Origin of the sequence: Mesorhizobium sp. CA4 (assembly GCF_020165075.1) — a bacterium.
In the GTDB taxonomy this organism is placed as follows: Bacteria; Pseudomonadota; Alphaproteobacteria; order Rhizobiales; family Rhizobiaceae; genus Mesorhizobium.
Genome location: NZ_JAIUHK010000003.1, coordinates 219794 through 242497, shown reverse-complemented (window position 1 = coordinate 242497; position 22704 = coordinate 219794). Strand labels below are relative to the sequence as shown.

21 protein-coding genes, 1 tRNA gene and 1 pseudogene are annotated in these 22704 nt (G+C 64.0%); 13 read left to right on the top strand and 10 right to left on the bottom strand.

The window, feature by feature from the left end:
• Positions 1-70 precede the first annotated feature (70 nt).
• From LB528_RS04200 to LB528_RS04170, 7 genes are all read right to left on the bottom strand, one after another.
• Positions 71-442, bottom strand: coding sequence for a hypothetical protein (locus LB528_RS04200; protein WP_224514550.1), 372 nt, complete (start codon positions 440-442; stop codon positions 71-73).
• Positions 443-528: 86 nt separating this feature from the next.
• Positions 529-1974, bottom strand: coding sequence for a homospermidine synthase (locus LB528_RS04195; RefSeq protein WP_224514548.1), 1446 nt, complete (start codon positions 1972-1974; stop codon positions 529-531).
• A 131-nt stretch (positions 1975-2105) separates the two neighbouring features.
• Entirely contained in the window at positions 2106-3041 is a 936-nt protein-coding gene (locus LB528_RS04190) for a heme-dependent oxidative N-demethylase family protein (protein ID WP_224514546.1), read from the bottom strand.
• Positions 3042-3081: 40 nt separating this feature from the next.
• A complete protein-coding gene (locus LB528_RS04185; protein ID WP_224514545.1) occupies positions 3082-3744 on the bottom strand; it encodes an aminotransferase class IV family protein in 663 nt (220 codons plus the stop codon).
• Positions 3693-4838 (bottom strand): aminodeoxychorismate synthase component I, encoded by a 1146-nt coding sequence (locus LB528_RS04180; protein ID WP_224514543.1) that lies wholly within the window; start codon positions 4836-4838, stop codon positions 3693-3695. The genes LB528_RS04185 and LB528_RS04180 overlap by 52 nt, the downstream gene beginning before the upstream one ends.
• 153 nt (positions 4839-4991) lie before the next feature.
• Positions 4992-5693 carry a proton-conducting membrane transporter gene (locus LB528_RS04175; protein ID WP_224514541.1) on the bottom strand — a complete coding sequence of 234 codons (702 nt, stop codon included), beginning with the start codon at positions 5691-5693 and terminating at the stop codon, positions 4992-4994.
• 354 nt (positions 5694-6047) lie between these two features.
• Positions 6048-7886, bottom strand: a complete 1839-nt coding sequence (locus tag LB528_RS04170) for a M3 family oligoendopeptidase (RefSeq protein ID WP_224713937.1) — start codon at positions 7884-7886, stop codon at positions 6048-6050.
• 159 nt (positions 7887-8045) lie between these two features.
• Between LB528_RS04170 and LB528_RS04165 the strand changes: the two genes are divergently transcribed.
• The 3 genes from LB528_RS04165 to LB528_RS04155 all read left to right on the top strand — a co-directional run bounded on the left by LB528_RS04165 (position 8046) and on the right by LB528_RS04155 (position 11978).
• Complete coding sequence (locus LB528_RS04165) at positions 8046-9590, top strand: sigma-54-dependent transcriptional regulator (protein ID WP_224713936.1); 1545 nt, start codon at positions 8046-8048, stop codon at positions 9588-9590.
• A gap of 378 nt (positions 9591-9968) precedes the next feature.
• On the top strand, positions 9969-11825 hold the full coding sequence (locus tag LB528_RS04160) for a DUF882 domain-containing protein (protein ID WP_224713935.1): 1857 nt from the start codon (positions 9969-9971) through the stop codon (positions 11823-11825).
• Positions 11826-11904: 79 nt separating this feature from the next.
• Positions 11905-11978 (top strand) — tRNA-Gln (locus LB528_RS04155).
• A 49-nt stretch (positions 11979-12027) separates the two neighbouring features.
• Here the strand turns inward: LB528_RS04155 and LB528_RS04150 are convergent.
• Complete coding sequence (locus LB528_RS04150; protein WP_224713934.1) at positions 12028-12918, bottom strand: AraC family transcriptional regulator; 891 nt, start codon at positions 12916-12918, stop codon at positions 12028-12030.
• A gap of 160 nt (positions 12919-13078) precedes the next feature.
• On the opposite strand from LB528_RS04150, the pseudogene LB528_RS04145 reads away from it, so the two are divergent.
• A pseudogene (locus LB528_RS04145) lies at positions 13079-13827 on the top strand (SDR family oxidoreductase).
• Positions 13828-13835: 8 nt separating this feature from the next.
• Here the strand turns inward: LB528_RS04145 and LB528_RS04140 are convergent.
• On the bottom strand, positions 13836-14474 hold the full coding sequence (locus tag LB528_RS04140) for a 2-dehydro-3-deoxy-phosphogluconate aldolase (protein ID WP_224713933.1): 639 nt from the start codon (positions 14472-14474) through the stop codon (positions 13836-13838).
• Positions 14475-14631: 157 nt separating this feature from the next.
• On the opposite strand from LB528_RS04140, the gene LB528_RS04135 reads away from it, so the two are divergent.
• The 3 genes from LB528_RS04135 to LB528_RS04125 all read left to right on the top strand — a co-directional run bounded on the left by LB528_RS04135 (position 14632) and on the right by LB528_RS04125 (position 17405).
• Entirely contained in the window at positions 14632-15549 is a 918-nt protein-coding gene (locus LB528_RS04135) for a rhodanese-related sulfurtransferase (RefSeq protein WP_224713932.1), read from the top strand.
• Positions 15550-15672: 123 nt separating this feature from the next.
• Complete coding sequence (locus tag LB528_RS04130) at positions 15673-16404, top strand: tellurite resistance TerB family protein (RefSeq protein ID WP_224713931.1); 732 nt, start codon at positions 15673-15675, stop codon at positions 16402-16404.
• Between the two features lie 239 nt (positions 16405-16643).
• A complete protein-coding gene (locus LB528_RS04125; RefSeq protein WP_224543380.1) occupies positions 16644-17405 on the top strand; it encodes an SDR family oxidoreductase in 762 nt (253 codons plus the stop codon).
• Positions 17406-17417: 12 nt separating this feature from the next.
• On the opposite strand, the gene LB528_RS04120 is transcribed toward LB528_RS04125, so the two are convergent.
• Positions 17418-18602, bottom strand: a complete 1185-nt coding sequence (locus LB528_RS04120) for a pyridoxal phosphate-dependent aminotransferase (protein WP_224713930.1) — start codon at positions 18600-18602, stop codon at positions 17418-17420.
• Positions 18603-18684: 82 nt separating this feature from the next.
• Here LB528_RS04120 and LB528_RS04115 point away from each other — a divergent pair, with 82 nt between their 5' ends.
• The 6 genes from LB528_RS04115 (at position 18685) to LB528_RS04090 (ending at position 22692) form a co-directional block, all read left to right on the top strand.
• Complete coding sequence (locus LB528_RS04115) at positions 18685-19371, top strand: GNAT family N-acetyltransferase (protein ID WP_224713929.1); 687 nt, start codon at positions 18685-18687, stop codon at positions 19369-19371.
• Between the two features lie 13 nt (positions 19372-19384).
• Positions 19385-20368 (top strand): cation diffusion facilitator family transporter, encoded by a 984-nt coding sequence (locus tag LB528_RS04110; protein ID WP_224713928.1) that lies wholly within the window; start codon positions 19385-19387, stop codon positions 20366-20368.
• A 51-nt stretch (positions 20369-20419) separates the two neighbouring features.
• Positions 20420-20626, top strand: a complete 207-nt coding sequence (locus LB528_RS04105; RefSeq protein ID WP_224543371.1) for a hypothetical protein — start codon at positions 20420-20422, stop codon at positions 20624-20626.
• Positions 20627-20628: 2 nt separating this feature from the next.
• Positions 20629-21603 carry a D-erythronate dehydrogenase gene (denD, locus tag LB528_RS04100; protein WP_224713927.1) on the top strand — a complete coding sequence of 325 codons (975 nt, stop codon included), beginning with the start codon at positions 20629-20631 and terminating at the stop codon, positions 21601-21603.
• 208 nt (positions 21604-21811) lie between these two features.
• A complete protein-coding gene (locus LB528_RS04095; RefSeq protein ID WP_224713926.1) occupies positions 21812-22030 on the top strand; it encodes a hypothetical protein in 219 nt (72 codons plus the stop codon).
• Between the two features lie 44 nt (positions 22031-22074).
• The gene (locus LB528_RS04090; protein ID WP_224713925.1) at positions 22075-22692 is read left to right on the top strand and encodes a Fic family protein; all 618 of its coding nucleotides are present in this window, start codon (positions 22075-22077) and stop codon (positions 22690-22692) included.
• Positions 22693-22704: the final 12 nt, after the last annotated feature.

Here is a 22704-nt window from a genome sequence, read left to right as displayed (position 1 = left end):
AGATGTTTGCCGGCACAAAAAAGACGGCGGCTCACGCCACCGTCCCTGTCAGCGAGACATTCGCTAGCCCTCAGGCCCGGCGCGTCAGCACGAAATTCTGGCCGCTGGCACTGGTGCAGTTGAGCTGGGTGGTGGAGATCATCAGGCAGTTGAAGCTGACCGGCGTCTGGCGGATCAGCGAGGTGCCGTGGATCTCGACCGAGGTCGGTCCGGTCATGCTGTAGCTGCCTTCCGACAGTTTCTGCCCGGTGTCGGTGGCGACGGTGGTGAAATTGCCGGCCGTGAAGGTCGACAAGCCTGTGCCCTTGGCGTCGATCCAGTTGCCCTCGACGCCCTTGGGTGCGGCGGCCGGTGGTTGCGAAGGTCCGGTGGTGGTGCAGGCGGCCGCAGCCAGAAGGCTTGCCGCGGCGCCTGCCGACAGCAGTTTGCGCGCAATGGTCATTCTGAAAATCCTCTCCTCAGTCCGCCGATACTCAATCGCCCGATTTCCGGGCGATTGCAAGGCGGTGAGAGCTGTCGGGCTGGCTGCTATCGGACCAGAATGTTGCGGAACTGCCACGGGTCGTCCTTGTCCAGGTCCTCGGGGAAGAGGCCCGGCCGGCTATCCAGCGGCGTCCAGTCGGTGTAGTAGCCCCTGACCGGCCCGAGATAGGGAAGTTGCACTTCGAGGCAACGCCGGTAGTCCATCTCGTCGGCCTCGACGATGCCGGCGGTCGGGTTCTCCAGCGCCCAGACCATGCCGGCAAGCACAGCCGAGGTCACCTGCAGACCGGTGGCGTTCTGGTAGGGGGCGAGCTTGCGCGCCTCGGCCAGCGACAGCTGCGAGCCGTACCAGTAGGCGTTCTTGTCGTGGCCGTAGAGCAGCACGCCGAGCTCGTCGACGCCGTCGACCAATTCGTTCTCGTCGAGCACGTGGTGGACCGGCTGCGACTTGCCGGCGGCGCCGAACATCTCGTCCAGCGACAGCATGGCGTCGTTGCAGGGATGGTAGGCATAGTGGCAGGTCGGGCGATACTGGACCTTGCCCTTTTTCGAGCGCACGGTGAAGAAGTCGGCGATCGAGATCGACTCGTTATGCGTCACCAGCAGGCCGTATTGCGGGCCGGGCGTCGGGCACCAGCTGCGCACGCGCGTGTTGGCGCCGGGCTGCTCCAGATAGATCGCCGCCTTGGAGCCGTGCTTGTGCTTCTTGCCGTTCTTCGGCATCCAGTTTTCATGCGTGCCCCAGCCGAGCTCGGCCGGCTGCAGGCCCTCCGAAATGAAGCCTTCGACCGACCAGGTGTTCCAGAACACGTTCATCGGCTTCGGCTTCTTCGTGCGCTGGGTGTCGCGCTCGGCGATATGGATGCCCTTGATGCCGGCCTTCTTCATCAGCCTGGCCCAGGCCCCGCGATCCTCCTGCGCGGGCTCGGAAAACTCGAGGCCGAGATCGGTGGCGAGGTTGACCAGCGCCTTCTTGACGAACCACGAGACCATGCCGGGATTGGCGCCGCAGGTGGAGACCGCCGTCGGGCCGCCGGGCTTGTCTTGCTTTTCCTTGATCATCGCCTCGCGCAGCGCGTAGTTGGTGCGGCTGGCATTGTCGGCCTCGGTGTCGAAATAGAAGCCGAGCCACGGCTCGACGACGGTGTCGATGTAGAGCACGCCGAGCTTGCGGCACAATTTCATCAGGTCCACCGAGCCGGTGTCGACCGACAGGTTGACGCAAAAGCCCTGGCCGCCGCCATTGGTCAGAAGCGGCGTGAGCAGCTTCTTGTAATTCTTCTCGGTCACCGCGTCCTGCACGAAGGTGATCCCGCGCTCGTCGAGCAGCTTGCGATCGGTGTCGCGCGGGTCGATGACCGTCATGCGCGACTTGTCGAACTTGAAATGGCGCTCGATCAGCGGCAGCGTTCCCCGCCCGATCGAGCCGAAGCCGATCATCACGACGGGACCGGTGATTTCACCGTAAACGGGCCAGTTTTCATTCGCCATTTTTTCGCACACTCCTTCAAATACGCGCAAAACCGGGGCCTTTGCCCGAGGGCCAAGCGCTACAACCACAGATCATTGTCATAAACCAGCGAAAAGCACCAATCGCCGGCCAGGCCCGCCTGGAAGCTTGGTTAAGGCGTGCAGGCCATGTCGCTGAGGAATTCGACCAGCCGGTCGCGGTCGGCGGTCAGGCCCTTATAGTCGAGTTGTTGCTGGTCAAGGGCCAGGAGCTGCTCCGCGAAGGAGGCGGCCAGCGCTGCCCGGTCGGGATGGCGGATGAGCAGCTTGAGCGGGTCGAGATGGATGCGGATGGTGAAGAGGATGTCGCGCGAGACGGGAAGCTTGCGCAGCGTCTGGCGTTCGACGCGAATGAAGGCATGGGCTTTGACGTCGCCGTCGGGGAAGCGGCTCGGGCGGTTCGTTGCGCGATCAATGCGCTCGACATTGGAAAGCGGATGATAGAGCGCATCGTTGGCCTGGATCGACCAGTTGAAGCGCTCGACTGCCTGGCCCTGCAGGCCGTCGAACATGCGGTTGATGATATCTGCCGGCCGGGTGCCAGGGCCGAATCCAGGCACCGGTTCGTGGATCTCCTGCAGCGGCTTGCCGAACTTCTCCTGCAGCGACCAGGACGAAGGAAAGCAGAGCGAGCCGGCGGCGAGCCGCCAGCCGCGCTCGTCGCGGCGCATCAGGATCAGATCTTCCTGGACGAGCAGCGAGGCCTTTGCCAGCGGCGCCTCGCGCAGGGCAGGAGGCAGCCTGTCGATCGTCTCCTCGAAACCAATCGGCTCGACATCCGCTCCGCTGCGGCGGTGCGTGCCGGGGTGCGCGGCTTCGAGATGGACGACGAGCAGGTCCAGCACTTCGCGCTGAGCCTCGCTTGTGCCGTCTTCCTCGACAAAGACCTTTTCCGGGATTTCTGCATAGAGCCGTTGCTTTTCGGCCAGATGCGGCAGCAGGAATTCATCGACCTCGATCCAACAGTCAAAGTCGAGCGGCTTCAGCCCGATGGTGAAGAGTTTCGAGGACCCGTCATAGGGCGTATGGGTTGGCTGGCGGACGGTCATGCCTGTTTGGGTGTTATCCAGATTTATGTCTCCAGGGCGATCAGCCAAGGCGCGCCGGGATCAGCCCGCGCAGCGAGTTGCCGACGAAGATCGCCTTCGCCGCCTTCAGATCGTCGAAGCTGTAGATCGCTTCCACGGCGCGGCCTTCATCCAGAAGCTCGCCGCGTAATATTCCAGGCAAAAGGCCGCAGTCGAGGCGGGGCGTGGCGAGCGGGCCGTCGCCGAAATCGGCGAAGAGATTGGTGATCGTGCCCTCGCAGAGCTCGCCGCGCTCATTGGCCAGAAGCACTTCGTCGGCGCGGGTCGCGAGATACTCGCTGCGCGCCTGCGTATAGACCTGGCGCAGGCTTGTCTTGTGGCGCAGCAGCGTGTTGGCGGAATCGAGACGGATGCGCGCCAGCTGCAGCCGCCAGACCTTGTCGGTGGGCAGCGGTTCATAGGCTTGAGCGGCGGCTGCCGCTTCGCCATTGCGCTGCAAGGCAAGGCGCACGCGCAAGGCAACTCCGTGTCCGCCGACGGCGCTGGAAAGCACCTCGCCGATCCGCGCCGGATCGCAGGCGAAGCCGAGTTCGGCGGCGGACGCATAAAGCCTCGCGAGGTGGCGCTCGAAGCGCAGGAAGCCTGAGCCAGGCTCCCAGCGCATGGTCTCGATCAGCTCGAAGCCGGCACCGTTCCCGTCGCGAAGCGCGCTTTCAACAGACACTCCCGATACTCCTCTTCGGCGGTGGAATCGAAGACGACGCCGCCGCCGACATTGTAGACGGCCTCGCCGTCGGCAAAGAGCGAGATGGTGCGGATCGCCACCGAAAAACGCATCCTGCCGCCCGGCGCGATCCAGCCGATAGCGCCGCAATAGACATCTCGCGGTGCGTCTTCCAGCTCATGCAGGATTTCCATGGCACGGATTTTCGGCGCACCGGTGATCGAGCCGCAAGGGAAGAGCGCGGCGAAGACCTGGCGGATGCCGATGTCCGGCAAAAGCCTTGCCCGCACGCGGCTCACCATCTGGTGCACCGTCGGATAGGTCTCGATGCGGAACAGTTCCGGCACCTCGAGCGTGCCGACTTCGCTGATCAGCGAGATGTCGTTGCGCAGAAGGTCGACGATCATCCGGTTCTCGGCCTGGTTCTTCTCGTCGTTGCGCAGGAAGGCTTTCAGCCGGGCGTCTTCGGCCTTGGTCGCGCCGCGTGGCGCGGTGCCTTTCATCGGATGCGTCTCGATCATGCGGTCGGCATCGATCTCGAAGAACAATTCGGGCGAGCGCGACAGGACGATCGGATCGCCGAGCGAGACCAGCGCGCCATATTTCACCGGCTGGCGTTCCGTCAGCGCGTCGAACGCCGCAAGCGGATCGCCGGACCACTGCGCGCGGACCGGGAAGGTGAGGTTGCCCTGATAGCAGTCGCCCTTGCGGATGTGATTGTGAAGACGCGCGAAGCGGCCGGCATAGTCCTCGGCCGACCAGGCTGCGCGGGCATCGAAGATCGGGCCGTTGCTGGCAGGCCCGGTGTTCGGCGACACAGCCTGGTCCACAGGCGCATCGAACACGCCAAGACAGACCAACGGCGCGCGGCGGCCTTCGGGCAGCAGCGGCACCAGCTTGGGCTCGAGCAGGTAACCGGCTTCGTAGGAGAAATAGCCCGCCAGCCATTTGCCGGAATCGGAGGCTGCCTGCGCCCTTTCAAGCGCGGGCGTGAACTCTTCCGCCTCGTGCGCGACGATGATCTCACGCGGCCTATCGAAGACCAGCTGACGAGCGGTCGCGTCGTTGCGGAAGATGGCTGCGGGCAGAGACATGAACCCTTGGGTGCGGACAATTCAGTCGACCGCTCTATATGGGGGTTCGGCGAGGCGCAATCGAGGGAACGGCGCCGGGCGGCGCAAAGGCGGCTGGCCCAAAACAAAGGCGGCGCCTGTGGGGGCGCCGCCTTACGCCAACAGGCGGATTGCTCAGCTGTTGCTTGCGGTTCCCGCGCTCGGGAACTGGCGGGCGAATTCGGCCTCGTCGCCGGCGGCCAGCAATTTCGCCTGCTCAATCCATTTTTCGCGCGCGATGCGGCCGTCGAAATTGAGCACCTCCTCGATGCGTTTGACGTCGGCGTCGGTCCAGGCGGCGATCTGGGCATAGGTGGTGACCCCTAGCCCGTTAAGCAGCCTCTCATTGACCGACCCGATGCCGATGAGGCGGCGCAAATTGTCGGCCTTGCCTGTCGTCGGCGCGGCAGCTTTCTTTGCCGCGGGGGCTGCCGCTTTCTTGGGCGCAGCGGCCTTGGCAGCCGGCTTCGGCGCCGCGGTCTTCGTTGCCGCCGGCTTCTTTGCGGCGGCCGACTTCGCCGGAGCAGCGTTTGCCGCTGCCGATGCCGTAGGCGTGGACATCAGCGCCGCCGGCGCCGGCGCGGCGGCCTTAGCGGCGCCGGCCTTGGCGGCAGGGGCATCGCGCAGCCGGCTTTCGAGATCGGCGCGGGCACGGCCGCAGGCGTCGAGCTCGCCCTTCAACCGATCGCTGTCGGCGCGCAGCCTGTCGCGCTCGCCTCGCGTGCGGTCGAGATCGCCTCGCAGACTGTCGAGCTCTCCGCGCAGGCGGCCCCAGATGAACCAGCCAACCAAGATACCCACAACGAACGCCAGAAGCATGTAGAAGAAAGTGCTCATTTCCCTCTCCAGTCCGATCTGTCGGCCGAGGCCCGGAAAGGCGAGCGCACGCCAAGGATCGTCAAAGGTTCCGTGGTCGGCGGAACCACCGGCTTCAATCGAGCCATCGGCGTTCGGCCTTGTCCGGGGCCGACGGCCATCATCGCATTCGCCGTGGCACCGCGACCGGCCATCTCTGGCCTGCGCGATGCGTCCGGCTGAGCTTGAGGCCGGACGCTATCATATGGCTTGTCGAAAGCCAGTTGAAAATGCGCCGGAGAGTTATTCAAGAACAGCTATTTAGAGCTAGAATAGATTCTTGCTAATATGCAGCTCGGCTAAACTATTAGCTGCCGATGCGCCCTTCGTTGCTGTTCACTTCTCGAGTGCCTCCAACTCGTCGATCAGCGAACCGATCACCCCAAGACCGATCTGCCAGAAAGCGGGATCGGTTGCGTCGAGGCCGAAGGGCGCCAGAAGCTCTGAGTGATGCTTCGTGCCGCCGGCGCGCAGCATCTCGAAATACTTCTCCTGAAATCCGCGCTCGGCGTTCTGATAAACGGCGTAGAGCGAGTTCACCAGGCAATCGCCGAAGGCATAGGCATAGACATAGAAAGGCGAGTGGATGAAATGCGGGATGTAGGTCCAGAAGACCTCGTAGCCCTCGCGCAGCTTGATTGCCGGCCCCAGGCTCTCGGCCTGCACCCCCAGCCAGAATTCGCCCAGCCTGTCCGAGGTCAGCTCGCCGTTCTTGCGCTCGGCATGCACCTTGCGCTCGAACTCGTAGAAGGCGATCTGGCGCACGACGGTGTTGATCATGTCCTCGACCTTCTGGGCGAGCATGGCCTTGCGCTCGCGTTTGTCGCCGGTCTGCTCAAGCAGCGAACGGAAGGTCAGCATCTCGCCGAAGACGGAGGCGGTTTCGGCCAGCGTCAGCGGCGTCGAGGCCATCAGCGCGCCCTGGCCGGCGGCCAGCACCTGGTGCACGCCATGGCCGAGCTCATGCGCCAGCGTCATCACATCGCGCGGTTTGCCCATGTAGTTGAGCAGCACGTAAGGATGCACCGACGGCACCGTCGGATGGGCGAAGGCGCCGGGCGACTTGCCCGGCCTGACCGGTGCGTCGATCCATCTGCGGTCGAAAAAGCCTCGTGCGATTTCGGCCATGTCCGGCGAAAAGCGCTGGTAGGCGGAGAGCACCGTGTCCCTGGCGTCGTCCCAACTGATCACCGCCTGCGGCGTCTCCGGCAGCGGCGCGTTGCGGTCCCAGTGGTTCATCACCTCCATGCCGAGCCAGCGCGCCTTCATCGCGTAATAGCGGTGCGACAGCCGCGGATAGGCCTCGCGCACGGCCGCGGCCAGCGCATCGACCACTTCGCGCTCGACGCGGTTGGCGAGGTGGCGCGAGTCGGCAATGTCCTGGAAACCGCGCCAGCGGTCGGAGATTTCCTTGTCCTTGGCTAAGGTGTTGGTGATGAGCGTGAAGGTGCGCAGGTTCTTGCGGAACGTAGCGGCGAGCGCCTCGGAGGCGCGGCGGCGCACCTCGCCATCGGCATCCTGCAACCGGTTCAGCGCCGGCTCAAGCGTCAGCTCCTCGCCGTCGACATCGAAGCGCAGGTCCGTCATCGTCTCGTCGAACAGGCGGTTCCAGGCGCCGCGTCCGGTGACCGACTTTTCGTGGAACAATTGCTCGACGCGATCCTCGAGCTGGTAGGGCTTGTCCTTCCTGAGGTCGAGCACCCAGGGCCGGTAGTGGCCGAAGGCCTTGTCGGCGGCCAAAGCGCTCTCGATCGCCGCATCGTCGATCAGGTTGAGCTCGAGCGCGAAGAACAGGAGATGGGCGCTGGCGTCCGTCATCTTTTCCTGGACGTCGCCATAGAGCTTGGCGCGCTGCGGATCGGCGGTGTTGCCGGCATAGACGAGCCCGGCATAGGAGACGATGCGTCCGATCAGTTCCTCGAGCGCCTCATAGGTTTTGAGCGCCTCGCCGAGCCGGCCGGCACCGCCGCGCCCGGCTTCGGCGGCAAGGGTGCCTTTCCAGCGGGTTTCGAAGGCCACGGCGTCCGCGGCCGCCTTGGCGATGTCGCGCTTCAACTCGGGCGCTTCCATGCCCGAGTAGAGATCGGCGAGATTCCATTCCGGCAGGTCACCGAGCCCCGCAGCACCTTGGCCGGATATTGGCGCCGCAAGCCGCCGACCAAACATCATGCGCATCAACGATACCTTCTTTGAGCCAAGGGGCCAGAATCAAAGGGAAAGGAAAAGCCGGTCAAATCCTAAGGAATTCGTTCACCGGGTTTTTTGAAACCTTATTTAGAACCCTGTGCCAAGATGATCCATGGGGATTTTCTCGGGCGGACAACTCAAACAGTCATGACAGGTTCCATACTCATAGTCGATGACGATCCGGTGCAACGCAGGCTGGTCGAAGCCGCGTTGACCAAGTTCGGCCATAGCGCGATCGTCACGGATGGCGGCGAGGCCGGCCTCGACGTGCTCGACGGGCCGAACGCGCGCGAGGTCTCCGTCGTCATTCTCGACCTTATCATGCCCGGCCTCGACGGCATCGGCGTGCTGAAGGCGATGCGCGAGCGCGCCATCAACATTCCCGTCATTGTCCAGACGGCGCAGGGCGGCATCGAGACGGTCGTCTCGGCAATGCGGCACGGCGCCTTCGACTTCGTCGTCAAGCCGGCGTCGCCCGACAGGCTGCAGACCGCGATCTCCAACGCGCTCAAGGTGGAAGCCGTCGAGGACGAGGTGAAGCGCGCATCGCGGCGGCGCGGCGGCGGCCATCTCACCTTCAAGGACATGATCACGCGCAGCCCGGCAATGGACCGGGTGATCCGCCTCGGCCAGAAGGCTGCGGCCTCCAACATCCCGATCCTGATCGAGGGCGAGTCCGGCGTCGGCAAGGAACTGGTGGCGCGCGCCATCCAAGGCAGCGGCGATCGCCGCTCGAAGCCCTTCGTCACCGTCAATTGCGGCGCCATTCCGGACAATCTTGTCGAATCGATCCTGTTCGGCCATGAGAAGGGCTCCTTCACCGGCGCCTCCGATAAGCACACCGGCAAATTCGTCGAAGCGAATTCGGGCACGCTGTTCCTAGACGAGATCGGCGATCTGCCACTGGACGTCCAGGTCAAGCTGCTGCGCGCCGTGCAGGAAGGCGAGGTCGATCCGGTTGGCGGCCGCTCGACCGTCAAAGTCGATATAAGGCTGATCTCGGCCACGCACCGCAACCTTCTGCAGCAGGTCAAGGACGGCAAGTTCCGCGAGGACCTGTTCTACCGGCTGAACGTCTATCCCATCTTCGTGCCGCCGCTGCGCGACCGCCGCGACGACATTCCCTACCTTGTCCGACACTTCATGGAAAAGGTCGCTCCGACCGATCCGCGCCGCCGCCTTGCCGGCATATCGGCCGCGGCGCTTGCGATGCTGCAGGCCTATGACTGGCCGGGCAACATCCGCCAGCTGGAGAATGCGGTCTTCCGCGCGTCGGTGCTCGCCGAGGGCGATGTGCTGACCGAGGAGGAGTTCCCGCAAATCCGGGCGCAGGTTGAAGGAACGGTCAATCTCGGAGCGGAACCGGCATCCGCCGTCGCCGATACGGTTGCGGATGTGCCCCTGAATGAGGATGAGGTTGCCGACACGATGGGGCCCGCCTTGTCCGACGGCGAGGCGCCCGCCAAGCCGCAGCCGCGTTTTGGAACGCTTCGTGCGCTCGATGAGCGCGGCAATGTGCGGGCGCTGGCCGACGTCGAACTCGAGATGATCAGGCTCGCGATCGATCATTACAACGGCCAGATGAGCGAAGTCGCCCGGCGGTTGGGCATCGGCCGCTCGACGCTCTACCGCAAGTTGAAGGAATATGGCATTGATCCCGAAGCTGGTCGCCTCGACCGGCTTGCCTCATGAGGCGCAAGCCTCGAACGAGCTTGTCTGCCTAAAATCCGAGTCAAATTGTCGCTTTGAAGGTGAAAACGCAGGGTTCTGAGCGGTTGGCGTTGCCGAGGATCACGCATTAACGCTAACGGTAACAGATCGTGTTCTGGCCGAGACCGGATTCTTGATCTAAACCAGCGGTTTACCACGAAATGCCGTCCATTATTTTTGACGGGATATCGCCACGGTGTTACCGCATTTCGGCTTCAATAAACGATGATTAACCATTAGGATCGATATTCGGATGTGAAAACGACGCATCCGTTTGGTCAAATCCGGGGACAAACGGCAGCCTGAAAGCCATTTGATTTGAACAAAATCGAACGACACAAAGACGGGCGGCATTTTCATATGAACGTCTGGCCGAGGTGGCTGACGTTCGTGATTTTGGCCGTCGGGTTCCTGTCCGCGGCGACGTCTGGCGCCCGGGCTGAAGTTCGTACACTCAAGCTCTATCACCTGCACACGCACGAAAAGGCCGAGATCGTCTACAAGCGCAATGGCCGCTACGATCCGGAAGGCCTGCGCAAGATCAACATCATCCTGCGCGACTGGCGCCGCAACGAGCCTACCAAGATGGATCCGCGGCTGCTCGACCTAGTTTGGGAAGCCTATCGCGAAAGCGGCGCTACCGACTATATCCAGGTCGTCTGCGGCTATCGTTCGCCATCGACCAACGCGATGCTGCGCTCGCGCAGCCGGGGCGTCGCCGAGAAGAGCCAGCACATGCTGGGCAAGGCGATGGACTTCTACATCCCCGGCGTGCCGCTGAAGAAGCTGCGCAACATCGGCCTCAAGATGCAGGGCGGCGGCGTCGGCTATTATCCGAGTTCCGGTTCGCCCTTCGTCCATATGGATGTCGGCAATGTGCGCCACTGGCCGGGCATCAGCCGTCAGGAGCTGGTCAGCCTGTTCCCCAACGGCAAGACGCTGCATGTGCCGAGCGACGGCAAGCCGCTGCCTGGCTATGAGCAGGCGCTGGCCGCTTATCAGGCGCGTAAGGGCGCCGGCACGCCCAATATCGAACTGGCCAGCGCCGGTGGCTCGACCAAGCGGTCCGGCGGCCTGTTTGCCTGGTTCCGTGGCGGCGGCGCCGACGAGGCCGACGACGAGGCCGACGAAAGCGCCCCGGCGCCGCAGCAGAAAGCTGTGAAGCAGGTTCAGGTCGCGAGCGCCGCCACGGCCCGCACCAGCAATCTTCCGGGTATCGCGATCGTCGCGCCGAAAGATGCCAAGCGCGCCAGCATCCCGCAGATCGCGGATGACAGCGCCGACGATTCGCAGCCGCAGCAGAATACGCCGGAGACGATTATCGCCGCTCTGCCGCCCAAGGAAATCCCGCTGCCCGATTTCGCGCCGCGTCCGAAGGCCGATGTCGGCCAGCAGACGCCGCAGAACGTGCCGTTCGCCGTGGCGGATGCCTCGGCGACGGCGGAGCAGGCGGTTTCGACCGCACAGGCGTCCGTGCCGGACAAGGTGCCGTTCGGCGCAGCCAGCGCCGCCGAAGCCGCGAGCACCGATCCGGCGCAGGTGGCGGTCAATAACATCCCGCTGCCGACATGGCGGCCCGACCGTTCGACGCCGGCCGAACCGGCGCCGAAGGACAAGAGCGTGCTTCTGGCGCTGGCCGAAACGGCTTCGCAGGACAAGAGCGCGACCGACGCGTTCTCCGTGCTGCCGACCGCACGGCCGCAGCCCGGCAAGCAGGATGAGGTCAAAGCCGTTCTCGAACAGGCCAATGCGACCGTCAAGGCCGATGGCGCCGGCGCCGAATATCAGCTCGCGTCGCTGACCGAACCGGAGCCGCGCTCCGCCTTCAACGATCCGTCAGGCGTCGATGCGGCCTCGCCGCGCAAAGCCATCGCCGCGCTGCCGGCCGGGACCGATCCCGCGCAGGCGATCGGCGGCGGTGTGAAGACCACAGCCAAGGAAGGCAGGGCGTCTGCGCAGGACCTGAAGCCAGGGCCGAAGGCCATGGTGGTGGCGGCGCCGCCCCAAGCCGCGCGTTGGGCCCTCGGCAGCGGCGTCAACATCGCCTCTGTTTCCGACCCGACGACGGCGCCGCGCTATGCCTACAACATCGTGCACACGCCGCCGAGCGAAGTGTACACGGCCGGCTTCCAGATGGATGGCCAGCTGCCGGACGCGAGCCGTTTCACGGGCAATGCGGTGAAGTTCCTCTCGGTCGCGCGCTTCCAAACGAAATAGGCAAGCGAGCGTGGCCGCCGAAAAGCCGCGTTGGCTCGCCAGCGCGGCTTTTGTTTATGGTATATGGCTCGCCTGCACTTCCCGCTTCGTCTAATGGTAGGACAGCGCCCTTTGAAGGCGTGAATCGTGGTTCGAATCCATGAGCGGGAACCAGACATGGCAATAGCTCTGTCGGCGTTCCGTGCGCGCATGTCACGTCAGGCTAAACTTCCAGCGTGGCCGCTTCGCCCTTGGCCAGGAGCCGCGCGGCGTCGCGCGCGGGCGGCAACCCGAACTGGCGCGCATATTCGCGGCTGAACTGGGAAGCGCTTTCGTAGCCGACAGCGAAAGCAACCTGCGCGGCGTTGCCCGGCTGCGCAATCAGCAGATGGCGCGTTTCCAGCAGGCGGAGCTGCTTTTGATACTGGATCGGGCTCATTGCCGTCGCCGCCTTGAAGTGCCGATGAAACGCAGCATTGCTCATATGCGACAGCCCGGCCAGTTGCGTCACATCGATCGGCTCGTTGTAATGCGCCCGGATCCAGGCCGTGGCGCGGCGGATCCGCGACAGGCGCCCGTCGGCGCGCGCGAGCTGGCGCAGCTTTTCGCCTTGCGGGCCTTGCAGAAGCCTGAACGCGATCTCCCGTTCGAGCATGGGCGCGAGAACAGGAATCTCGGCCGGCTTGTCCAGCAGCCGCAGCATCCGGTGCCACGCATCGAGCAGCAAGTCATCGGTTTGATTGGTCACGAAGCTATCGCCATCGATCGCCGGCTTGTGGTCAATGAGCAGGCCGGCGGTCAGCTCGGTATCGATCGAGAAGGCGATGGCCATGTAAGGCTGTGCGACGCTCGCATCGATCAGTTGGCTGGTGGCGGGTGTTTCAACCGCATAGACGAAATAGCTGCCGGCGCTGTAGGCAAGCCTGCGGTCGCCGATCAGCACCGTTTTGGTTCCCTGCAAAACGAACAGTGTGGTCGGCTGGCTAAGCTCGGGCAGCGGCGGCGTCGGAACCTCGCTGCGGCCGATCGTGACGCGCGGGATAGCCGTTTTCGTCCGCCGTCCGCGCGCATGCCGGCCGGCGATCGCGATCAGTTCCTGAAGCGCTTCGTTCATCCTTGCAGCATTGCCGATCCCCTGCCGCCAAGCAACCAAGCGAGGCCGTGACGCACGAGAAGACGCGCAGCTGAGAGGATTAGGCAAGAGCATGAGAGCTTTTGGCGCGCAAAGCGGCCCGGCTCCCGCCATCTCTAGGTCACCGACAGGAGACATGGATATGACGACGCAAAAGAACGCGCTGGTGACCGGCGCCAACAAGGGCATCGGCCTCGAGACCGTCCGTCGGCTGGCCGCCATGGGATTCAAGGTGTGGCTCGGTGCTCGCGACGCCGGGCGCGGCGAGGCCGCGGCCCAGGCGCTGCGCGACGAAGGGCTGGACGTCGAGTGGCTCGAGCTCGACGTCGCCAGCGGCGAGGGCGTCGCGGCCGCGGCCAAAGCCGTCGCGGCGAGGGCGCCCCGCCTGGACGTTCTGGTCAACAATGCCGGAATTGCATCCGGCTATGTCGATGCGCTCGGCCCAGACGGCCGCTATGAGCGGCCGCCGAGCCGCGAGAGTGTCGATGACATGAAAGCCACCTATGACGTCAACGTCTTCGGTCCGGTGCGAGTCACGCAGGCGTTCCTGCCGCTGCTCACGGCATCGTCCGCTGCGCGGATCGTCATGGTGAGCAGCTATCTCGGATCGCTGGCGCGCGCGTCCGGCAATGACCAGTCGCCCAATGTCTGGGCTATGGCAGTTCGAAGACGGCGCTCAACGCCGTGACACTGGCCTTCGCCCGGGAACTCGCGCCGCGCGGCATCATGGTCAATGCCGCCGCTCCGGGCTACACCGCGACGGACCTCAACGCGCACAGAGGTGGCCGCACGGTGCAACAGGCGGCCGAGATCATCGTGCGGCTGGCAACGTTGGCGCCGGGAGGACCGACGGGCGGTTACTTCGATGAGAACGGTGCGCTGCCCTGGTAAAGCGCTGATTACGTCTTGAGCTTGCTCGCCTCACGCGCCAGCGCTTCGATTTCATCCCACCTGCCGACCTTGATGAGATCGTCGGGCGCCACCCAGGAGCCGCCGACGCAGATGACGTTGGGCAGGCTCAGATAGTCGGCGGCGTTCCTGGCCGTGATGCCGCCGGTCGGACAGAATTTCACATCCGCCAGGGGCGAGGCGAAGGCTTTCAGCGAAGCGATGCCGCCCGACTGCTCGGCCGGGAAGAATTTCAGGAAGCGCAGGCCGGCTTCGCGCGCGGCCATGATCTCGCCAGGCGTGATGGCACCGGGCAAAAGCGGCACGGGGCTGTCCTTGGCCGCGTCGAGAAGCTCTCTGGTGATGCCCGGGCTGACGATGAATTTCGAGCCGGCAGCGGCTGCCTCGTCGAACTGTTTGGCATCGAGAATGGTGCCGGCGCCGACGACCGCGTCCTCGACCTCGGCCGCGACGCGGCGGATCGCTTCCAGCGCATCGGCGGTGCGCAAGGTGATCTCGATGGCCCGCAAACCGCCGCGCGAGAGCGCGCGGGCGAGCGGCACGGCATCTGCCACATTGGCGATCTTGAGCACCGGGATGACCGGCTGACCGTTGAGGAGCGACAGGAGCTTTTCGGTCTTGCTGGTCATGTACTGGTCTCCATCTCGATCGTTTTAAACCGATTAGCAGAAGGGGTATGCCAAGTCTACGAAGGGCGGCGTGTCGTGATGCCGCGTGGCCAGCTGCATATCGGTTGCCTTGAAACGGCTTTCAGCACGGTCTAGTGGCATGAGCATGACAACTGCCATGGAAATTCAGCCAGTCCGGGTCGCCGCGCTCTATAAATTCGCGCGCCTCGACGGATACGAAGCCTTGCGCGCGCCGCTTGCCGCCTTCTGTTGCGGGCGCGACATCAAGGGCACGCTGCTTCTGGCGCATGAAGGCATCAATGGCACCGTTGCCGGCAGCGAGGAAGCGATTGCCGCGCTTGTGGACCATCTGCAGGCCATCGAAGCCCTGGCCGGTCTGGAAATCAAATACAGCAGCGCCGCCGAAATGCCGTTCCACCGCATGAAGGTGCGGCTGAAGCGCGAGATCGTCACCATGGGCGTTGAGGATATCGATCCGGCAACCAGCGCCGGAACCTATGTCGCGCCGGCCGACTGGAACGCGCTGATCTCGGACACCGACACTGTCGTCATCGACACCCGCAACGCCTACGAGGTCTCGCTCGGCACCTTCAAGGGCGCGGTCGATCCAAGGACCAGCAGCTTCCGCGAGTTCCCGGCCTGGGTGGAAGAGCACCGTAAGGAGCTCGAAGGCCGCAAAGTGGCGATGTTCTGCACCGGCGGCATTCGCTGCGAGAAGGCGACGGCCTATGTGAAGTCGCTCGGTCTCAAAAATGTCTTCCATCTCAAGGGCGGCATCCTGAGATACCTGGAGGATGTGCCGGCCGAAGAGAGCCTCTGGCAAGGCGAATGTTTCGTGTTCGACGAGCGGGTCTCCGTCTCGCATGGTCTGGCCGTGGGGGAGGCGGAGCTCTGCCGGGCTTGCCGGCATCCGCTGACGGTCGAGGACCGCCTGTCGCCGAAATATGCAATCGGCGTCTCATGTCCGCATTGCTTTGAAGTGCGCTCCGACGAGGATCGCGAGCGCTATGCCGAACGCCACCGCCAGGTCGAGCTGGCGCAAGCGCGCGGCGGCAAGCGCCATATCGGCAATTAGAGCGGCCAGCTCTGCGAGCGAAAAGCTGCCCCCGTCATTGTAATGTCGATGCACGGGGCCTACCTCTTGCCGGTCCGAAACCCCGCCCGGGCGCGTTCGGCCGGGCCCATTCTGGAGGCATTGATGCTCGATCCCAAGAAGCTGCTCGACGACCTTCTCGGCTCGCAAATCCCCGGGACCGGCTCGACTGTCCGCGACAAGGCGGGGCAGGCGGTGCAGATGGCAAAGGACAATCCGCTCGCCGCCGGCGCGCTGGCAGCCGTGCTGCTCGGCACCGGCACTGGCCGGCAGGTCACGGGCGCGGCCGTCAAGCTCGGCGGCCTGGCTGCGATCGGAGGCCTCGCCTATAAGGCTTATCAGAACTACAAGGCCGGCAAGGAGCCGGCGCAGGCGCCGGCCGCCGGCGAGCCGGAGCTGCTGCCGCCGCCGGCCGACACCGCCTTCCATCCCTCGCAGGCGCCGCAGGGCGAGGCCGAGTTCACGCTGACGCTGGTCAGGGCGATGATCTCGGCGGCGAAGGCAGACGGCCATGTCGACGATGACGAGCGCAAGAAGATCGCCGACAAGCTCAAGCTCGCGGGCATCGGCGCCGAAGCGGAAAAATTCCTGCTTGCGGAGCTCGAAAGCCCGCTCGATCTCGACGCGCTGATCGCCGGCGCCAAGACCGATGCGCAGAAGCTCGAACTCTACACCGCCTCGCGGCTCACCATCGATCCCGACACGCGCACCGAGCGCGGTTATCTCGACCTGCTCGCCGGCCGCCTCGGCCTGCCGGACGCCCTGGTCGATCATGTCGAGGCGACGGTTTCGGCGGCCAAGGTGCCGGCGGGAACGGCGTCCAATTCACCGTGGTGATTCGGCGTGGTAAACGTCCTTCGGGGACGCCTTGCCGGTCGTTAATCTTCCGTTAACCCAGCAAGCGCATCATTCTAATCAGTCGGACCGGCTTTTCCTCCTCCCAAGCGCGGTTCAGATCGGGGCGGTCGCCAATGGCCGCCCTTTTTGTTGGCCTTTTCTTTATTGCCAACAGCGGCTTGCCATGACCCCATGCATTTGCGATGCCACGTCTTTCCATCCATGACCGGAGGACGGCGATGACAGCCATAGCAGAGAAGACCGCCATCGTTACCGGCGCCGGCACCGGCATCGGCAAGAGCGTCGCGACGGCGCTGCTCAAGGCAGGCTGGAACACGGTGTTCTGCGGCCGCCGCAAGACGCTGCTGGATGAGGCGATCGCAGAGGCGGGGAAGACGCAGGCCAAGGCATTGGCCATCGCCTGCGACATCAGCAAGGCCGAGGAAGTCGACGACATGTTCGAGACCGTGCTCGAAGGCTTCGGCCGCGTCGACCTGCTCTTCAACAATGCCGGCATGGGCTACAAGTCGACGCTGATCGACGAGATTCCGGTCGAGGTGTGGAACGACGTCGTCGGCGTCAATCTCACCGGATCGTTCCTGTGCGCTCGCGCAGCCTTCGGTGCGATGCGGCGGCAGAAGCCGATGGGCGGCCGGATCATCAACAACGGCTCTGTGTCGGCCTATGCACCGCGCCCAGGCTCAGCGCCCTATACGGCGACCAAGCACGCGATCACCGGGCTCACCAAGACGCTGGCGCTCGACGGCCGGCCCTTCGACATCGCCTGCGGCCAGATCGACATCGGCAATGCGCTGACCGAGATGGCGCAGCCGATGACGGTGGGCGTGCCGCAGGCCAACGGCTCGATCGCCGCCGAAGCGGTGATGGATGTGCAGCGCGTCGCCGACGCGGTGCTGCATATGGCCAGCCTGCCGCTCGATGCCAATGTGCTGTTCATGACGGTGATGGCGACGAAGATGCCATTCGTCGGGCGCGGATGAGCGCCTGATCGATCACTTGTTCAGGAACGCCTCGATCCGCTCCAGCGCGCGCAGGATGTTCTCCTCCGAATTGGCATAGGAAAGCCGGATATAGCCTTCGCCGAGAACGCCGAAATCGGGGCCACCGATGAGCGCCACGCCGGCATCCTCGAGCAGCGCCGAGGCAAGCTTCTTGGCCTTCCAGCCGGTCTTCGAGACATTGGGGAAGGCATAGAAGGCGCCCTTCGGCGTGATGCAGGAAATGCCCGGGAGCGCGTTCAGCCCTTCGACCACGATCTTCCTGCGATTGTCGAAGGCGCGCATCATCTTCTCGACATCGTCCTGCGGGCCGTCGATCGCGGCGATGCCGGCGAACTGGCTCGGCGCGTTGACGCAGGACCAGCAGTTCACCGCCAGCTTGCGAACCTTGTCGTAGAGATGCGCGCCCTTGTCGCCGTTCGGCCAGATCGACCAGCCCATGCGCCAGCCGGTCATCGCCCAGGTCTTCGACCAGCCGTTGAGCACGATCAGCCGGTCGCGGATCTCGGGGAAATTGAGTAGCGAGCAGTGGGTCTCGCCGTCATAGGTCATGACGTCGTAGATCTCGTCCGACATGATGGCGACCTGCGGATGCTTCTCCAGGCCCTTGACCAGCTTCTCGATCTCGGCCCGCGGGGTGACGCCGCCGGTCGGATTGGCGGGCGAGTTGAGGATCAGCAGCCTGGTCCTGGGCGTGATCAGCGCCAGCGTCTCGTCGGCCGAGAAGGCAAAGCCGTTCTCCTCACGGATCGGCACCGGCACCGGGGTGGCGCCGGTGAACTCGATCATCGAGCGGTAGATCGGAAAGCCGGGATCGGGGTAGAGGATCTCGGTGCCGGCCTCGCCGAACATCAGGATCGCGGCGAACATGGTCGGCTTGCCGCCGGGCAGGATCATCACGTTCTCGGGCGACACCTCGACGCCGGTGGTGGTCAGCGTGCGGCGCACGACGGCCTCGCGGGTAGCCAAGAGGCCGTTTGCCGGCGTGTAGCCATGGTGGCCGTCGCGCAGCGCCTTGATCGCCGCTTCGACGATGTGCTGCGGCGTCTTGAAGTCGGGCTGGCCGATGCCGAGGTTGACGATGTCGCGACCCTGATGGGCAAGCGCGGTGGCCCTCGCCAGCACCGCGAAGGCATTTTCCTCGCCGAGACGGTCGAAGGCCGCGATCGTGTGGAGCATTTTTCCTGTCCCTGTGGTTCTTTCTGTGGGCGAGCGTTTTTGTGACCGTCCGCAGGCAAAAGTCAAACGGATTGGAATGGCCGTGTCGGAAGATCTGAAGAATTGGCAGCCGCGCCCGCGGCCGGAGCGCAACGCGATAGAGGGACGCACCGTCAGGCTCGAGCCGCTGAGCGCGGCAAGGCATGGCGACGGCCTCTACGAGGCCTCCTCGGTTTCGGATGCCGGCGGACGTTTCGCCTGGCTGCCGGACTATCCGCCGGAGACCCGCGCGGCCTTCCAGCCTTGGCTGGACAAGGCCGAAGCGAGCGAGGACCCGCTGTTCTTCACCGTCATCGACAAGGCGAGCGGCAAGATCGCGGGGCGTCAGACGCTGATGCGTATCGACGCCGCCAACGGCGTCGGCGAAATCGGCAACATCTATTGGGGTCCGCTGATCTCGCGCAAACCGGCCGCGACCGAGGCGCAGTTCCTGTTCGCGAAATATCTCTTCGATGATCTCGGCTACCGCCGTTACGAGTGGAAGTGCAACAACCGCAACGAGCCCTCGAAGCGCGCCGCCGAGCGCTTCGGCTTCAGGTTCGAAGGCATCTTCCGGCAACACCTTGTGGTCAAGGGTGAAAACCGCGATACGGCGTGGTATTCGATCATTGACAAGGAGTGGCCGGCCTTGCGCAACGCCTATGAGGGCTGGCTCGATCCGGCGAATTTCGACCGCGAAGGCGCTCAGAAGCGGCGGCTCGAGGATTTCCGCGCTGATTTCGGCGCGTGACAGGAGTTCAGCGATGGCGCATGACCACGCTTCGCACGATCACGGCCCGGCCGGTGCCGGCCATGTGCATGGCTCGACCGACAAGAAACGGGTGCTGATCGCGACCTGCCTGACCACGGGCTTCATGGTCGCCGAGGCGCTGGGCGGCTGGCTGACCGGATCGCTTGCGCTGGTCGCCGATGCCGGGCACATGCTGGCCGACGCCATCGCGCTCGGTCTTGCCTGGTATGCCTTCCACCTGACAGGCCGTCCGGCCACCGGCCGCCTCACCTATGGCTTCGCCCGCGTGAAGACGCTCGTCGCCTACACCAACGGCATCGCCATCTTCGTCATCGCGCTCTGGATCGTCTACGAGGCCTGGGGGCGGCTGATGAACCCGGCACCGGTGCTCGGCGGGCCGATGCTGGTGGTGGCGGTGGCAGGCCTTCTGGTCAACATCGCCTCCTTCTTCGTGCTGCATGGCGGCGATCGGGAAAACCTCAACATGCGCGGCGCCATCCTGCATGTGCTGGGCGACCTGCTTGGCTCGGCCGCGGCAATCGCGGCAGCCCTCATCATCCTGGCAACCGGCTGGACGCCCATCGATCCGATCCTGTCGGTGCTGGTGTCGCTGCTCATTCTGTCGACGGCATGGTCGCTGATGCGCGAGGCAGCCCACGTCCTGCTCGAAGGCGTGCCGGCAAGCCTCGACCGCGACGTTGTCGCCAAGGACATCGAAAGCGCGGTCAAAGGCGTGCGCGAGGTGCATCACATGCATGTCTGGTCGCTCGACGGAACGTCGAACATGGCGACGCTGCATGCCTGCCTGAACGACGGCGTCGATGCGCATGTGGCGGTGAGCGCCATCAAGAAACGGCTTGCAGCCAAGCATGGCATCGAGCATGCCACTGTCGAACCCGAATTCGGCCAATGCGCGGACAGCCATGACGAGCACGACCACCATCATGATCACGACCATGCGCATGATGCGCCGCGCGATCGCCGGCACTATCACTGATCGCGGCGTGATGATGAACCCGAACAGCCTCGAACTGAAGAACGCCAGCTGATGGATCGTGACACCCGCAACGCAGCGACGGCCGCGGCCGTGATACTGCTCGTGTTCGGCCTCGCCGCCTATTTCCTGCCGGCCATCATGCTGGCCGCCGGCAAGGTGTCGACGGTGCTCGCGGCCGTCATCGCCGTGATCTTCATGGTCGGTCTGTTCGTCGTCCTGTGGCTGCGCGGACGCAGCCAGCGCAAGAAAGGTCTCTGAAGATGAGAATTCTGATCACGGGCGCCGCCGGCATGGTCGGCCGCAAGCTTATCGCGCGGCTCGCCAGGGACGGCGCCTTGCGCGGACGCAAGATCACGAGGCTCGACCTGCATGACATCGTGGCGCCGCAGGCGCCGGCGCTCGCCGGCGTCGATGTCTCGATCCACACCGGCGATCTTTCCGCGCCCGGCGCCATGTCCGCTCTCGTGGCTCCGCGCCCGGATATGATATTCCATCTGGCGGGCATCGTCTCGGGCGAGGCAGAGGCTAATTTCGACCTCGGCTACCGCGTCAATCTCGACGGCACGCGCACCCTGTTCGACGCCGTGCGGCTGGCGGCGTTCGCGCCGCGCCTCGTCTTCACCTCGTCGATCGCCGTGTTCGGCGCGCCGTTTCCGGACGTCATCCCGGACGAATTCCATCCGACGCCGCTCACCTCCTACGGCACGCAGAAGCAGATGAGCGAAGCGCTGCTCGCCGACTATACGCGGCGCGGCTTCTTCGACGGCATCGGCATCCGGCTGCCGACGATCTGCGTTCGCCCCGGCAAGCCGAACAAGGCGGCGTCGAGCTTCTTCTCAGGCATCATCCGCGAGCCGCTCGCCGGCCAGGAGGCGATCCTGCCGGTGCCGCGATCGGTGCTGCATACTCATGCCAGCCCGCGTTCGGCGGTGAATTTCCTCATCCACGCGGCCGAGATCGACGGCGACAAGGTTGGTCCGCGCCGCAACCTCACAATGCCGGGCGTCGCCGTCACGGTCGGCGAGCAGATCGAGGCGCTGGAACGCATCGCCGGCGCCGAGGTCGCGAAACGGATCCGCGAGCAGCCCGACGAGACCGTCTGGGCGATCGTCAAAGGCTGGCCGACGCGGTTCGAGGCCAGGCGGGCGAGGGAATTGGGATTTGCCGCCGAGAAGAATTTCGACGAAATCATCCGCGCGCATATCGAGGATGAGCTGGGCGGGAAGATCGCCTGACGGAAGTTGGCGACATCGTTGCAATGATAGAGCAGGACCGAGAAAGCTAACCGCGCAACGCATATACGAACTTCAACATGACGCGCAATCGCAACACCGGCAGGAAAATCAATGGAATATTACAAAAAATTGAGGTACAAATGCGGAACGAAAGCTTGGCGCAAGGAATTGGTACGTTACTCTTCCCACGCCGAGAGGGAGAATCAAAATGGCCGAACGTAAATCAGCACTCAAAAGAGCCCCCGCCCGTCCGGAACTGAACGAAAAGTTGGAGAAGGCGAAAAAGCAAGTGATCACCGAAGAGCAGTTGCAGGAGCAACGCGCAAGCTTCGTGTACGGCAACGCACCGAAGGGTTCGAGGATAACGAAAGAGTCAGCGATCAAAGCGACAAAGCACATTCGCGTGGTAACACCTGCTGCAGCCTGACGAAACACGAAACAGGAGAGCCCGGCTTAAGGCCGGGCTTTTTTTTGAATGTTGGTTTAGAGGAAGACGACGCCGAACTTTATGATCGCGTGCAGGAGCAGAACCTGCTACGCCAATACGACTTGATGACAAATTGCATCGAGATTGGTCTTAAACAGGGGCCGACAGCGATCGACAAATACATGTTGTGGTCACTGAACGCGGTCGCAGTCGCCAACATATCAGCTTTCGGAGGACGGTTCAGGGAAGAACCGATCTACGTTGGAGATCACCACCCACCTCATTTCCGTGAGGTGCGCGACTGGATGGATCGCTTTATCTCAACCATTCACGAGAACTGGTACATTTGGACACCCACAGAGCTGGCCGCCTACGGTCTGTGGCGCCTGAATTGGATCCATCCCTTCATCGAGGGCAATGGTCGTACGGCTCGGGCCACCTGCTATTACCTGCTATGTGTAAGGAACGGCTCTTTACTACCAGGTCGTAAGATTTTGCCGGAGCGGATTCGGGAGAACCGCGATGGATACGAGAAGGCGCTTAAGGCTGCTGATGACGCGTGGGAAGCTGGTGACTTGGATTTTTCGGAAATGGAGGACTACCTAGCCGGGTTGGTGAGCGCCCAATTGGATGATGAAGGGCTTCCATATCAGGGACAATAACCCAACTCGATT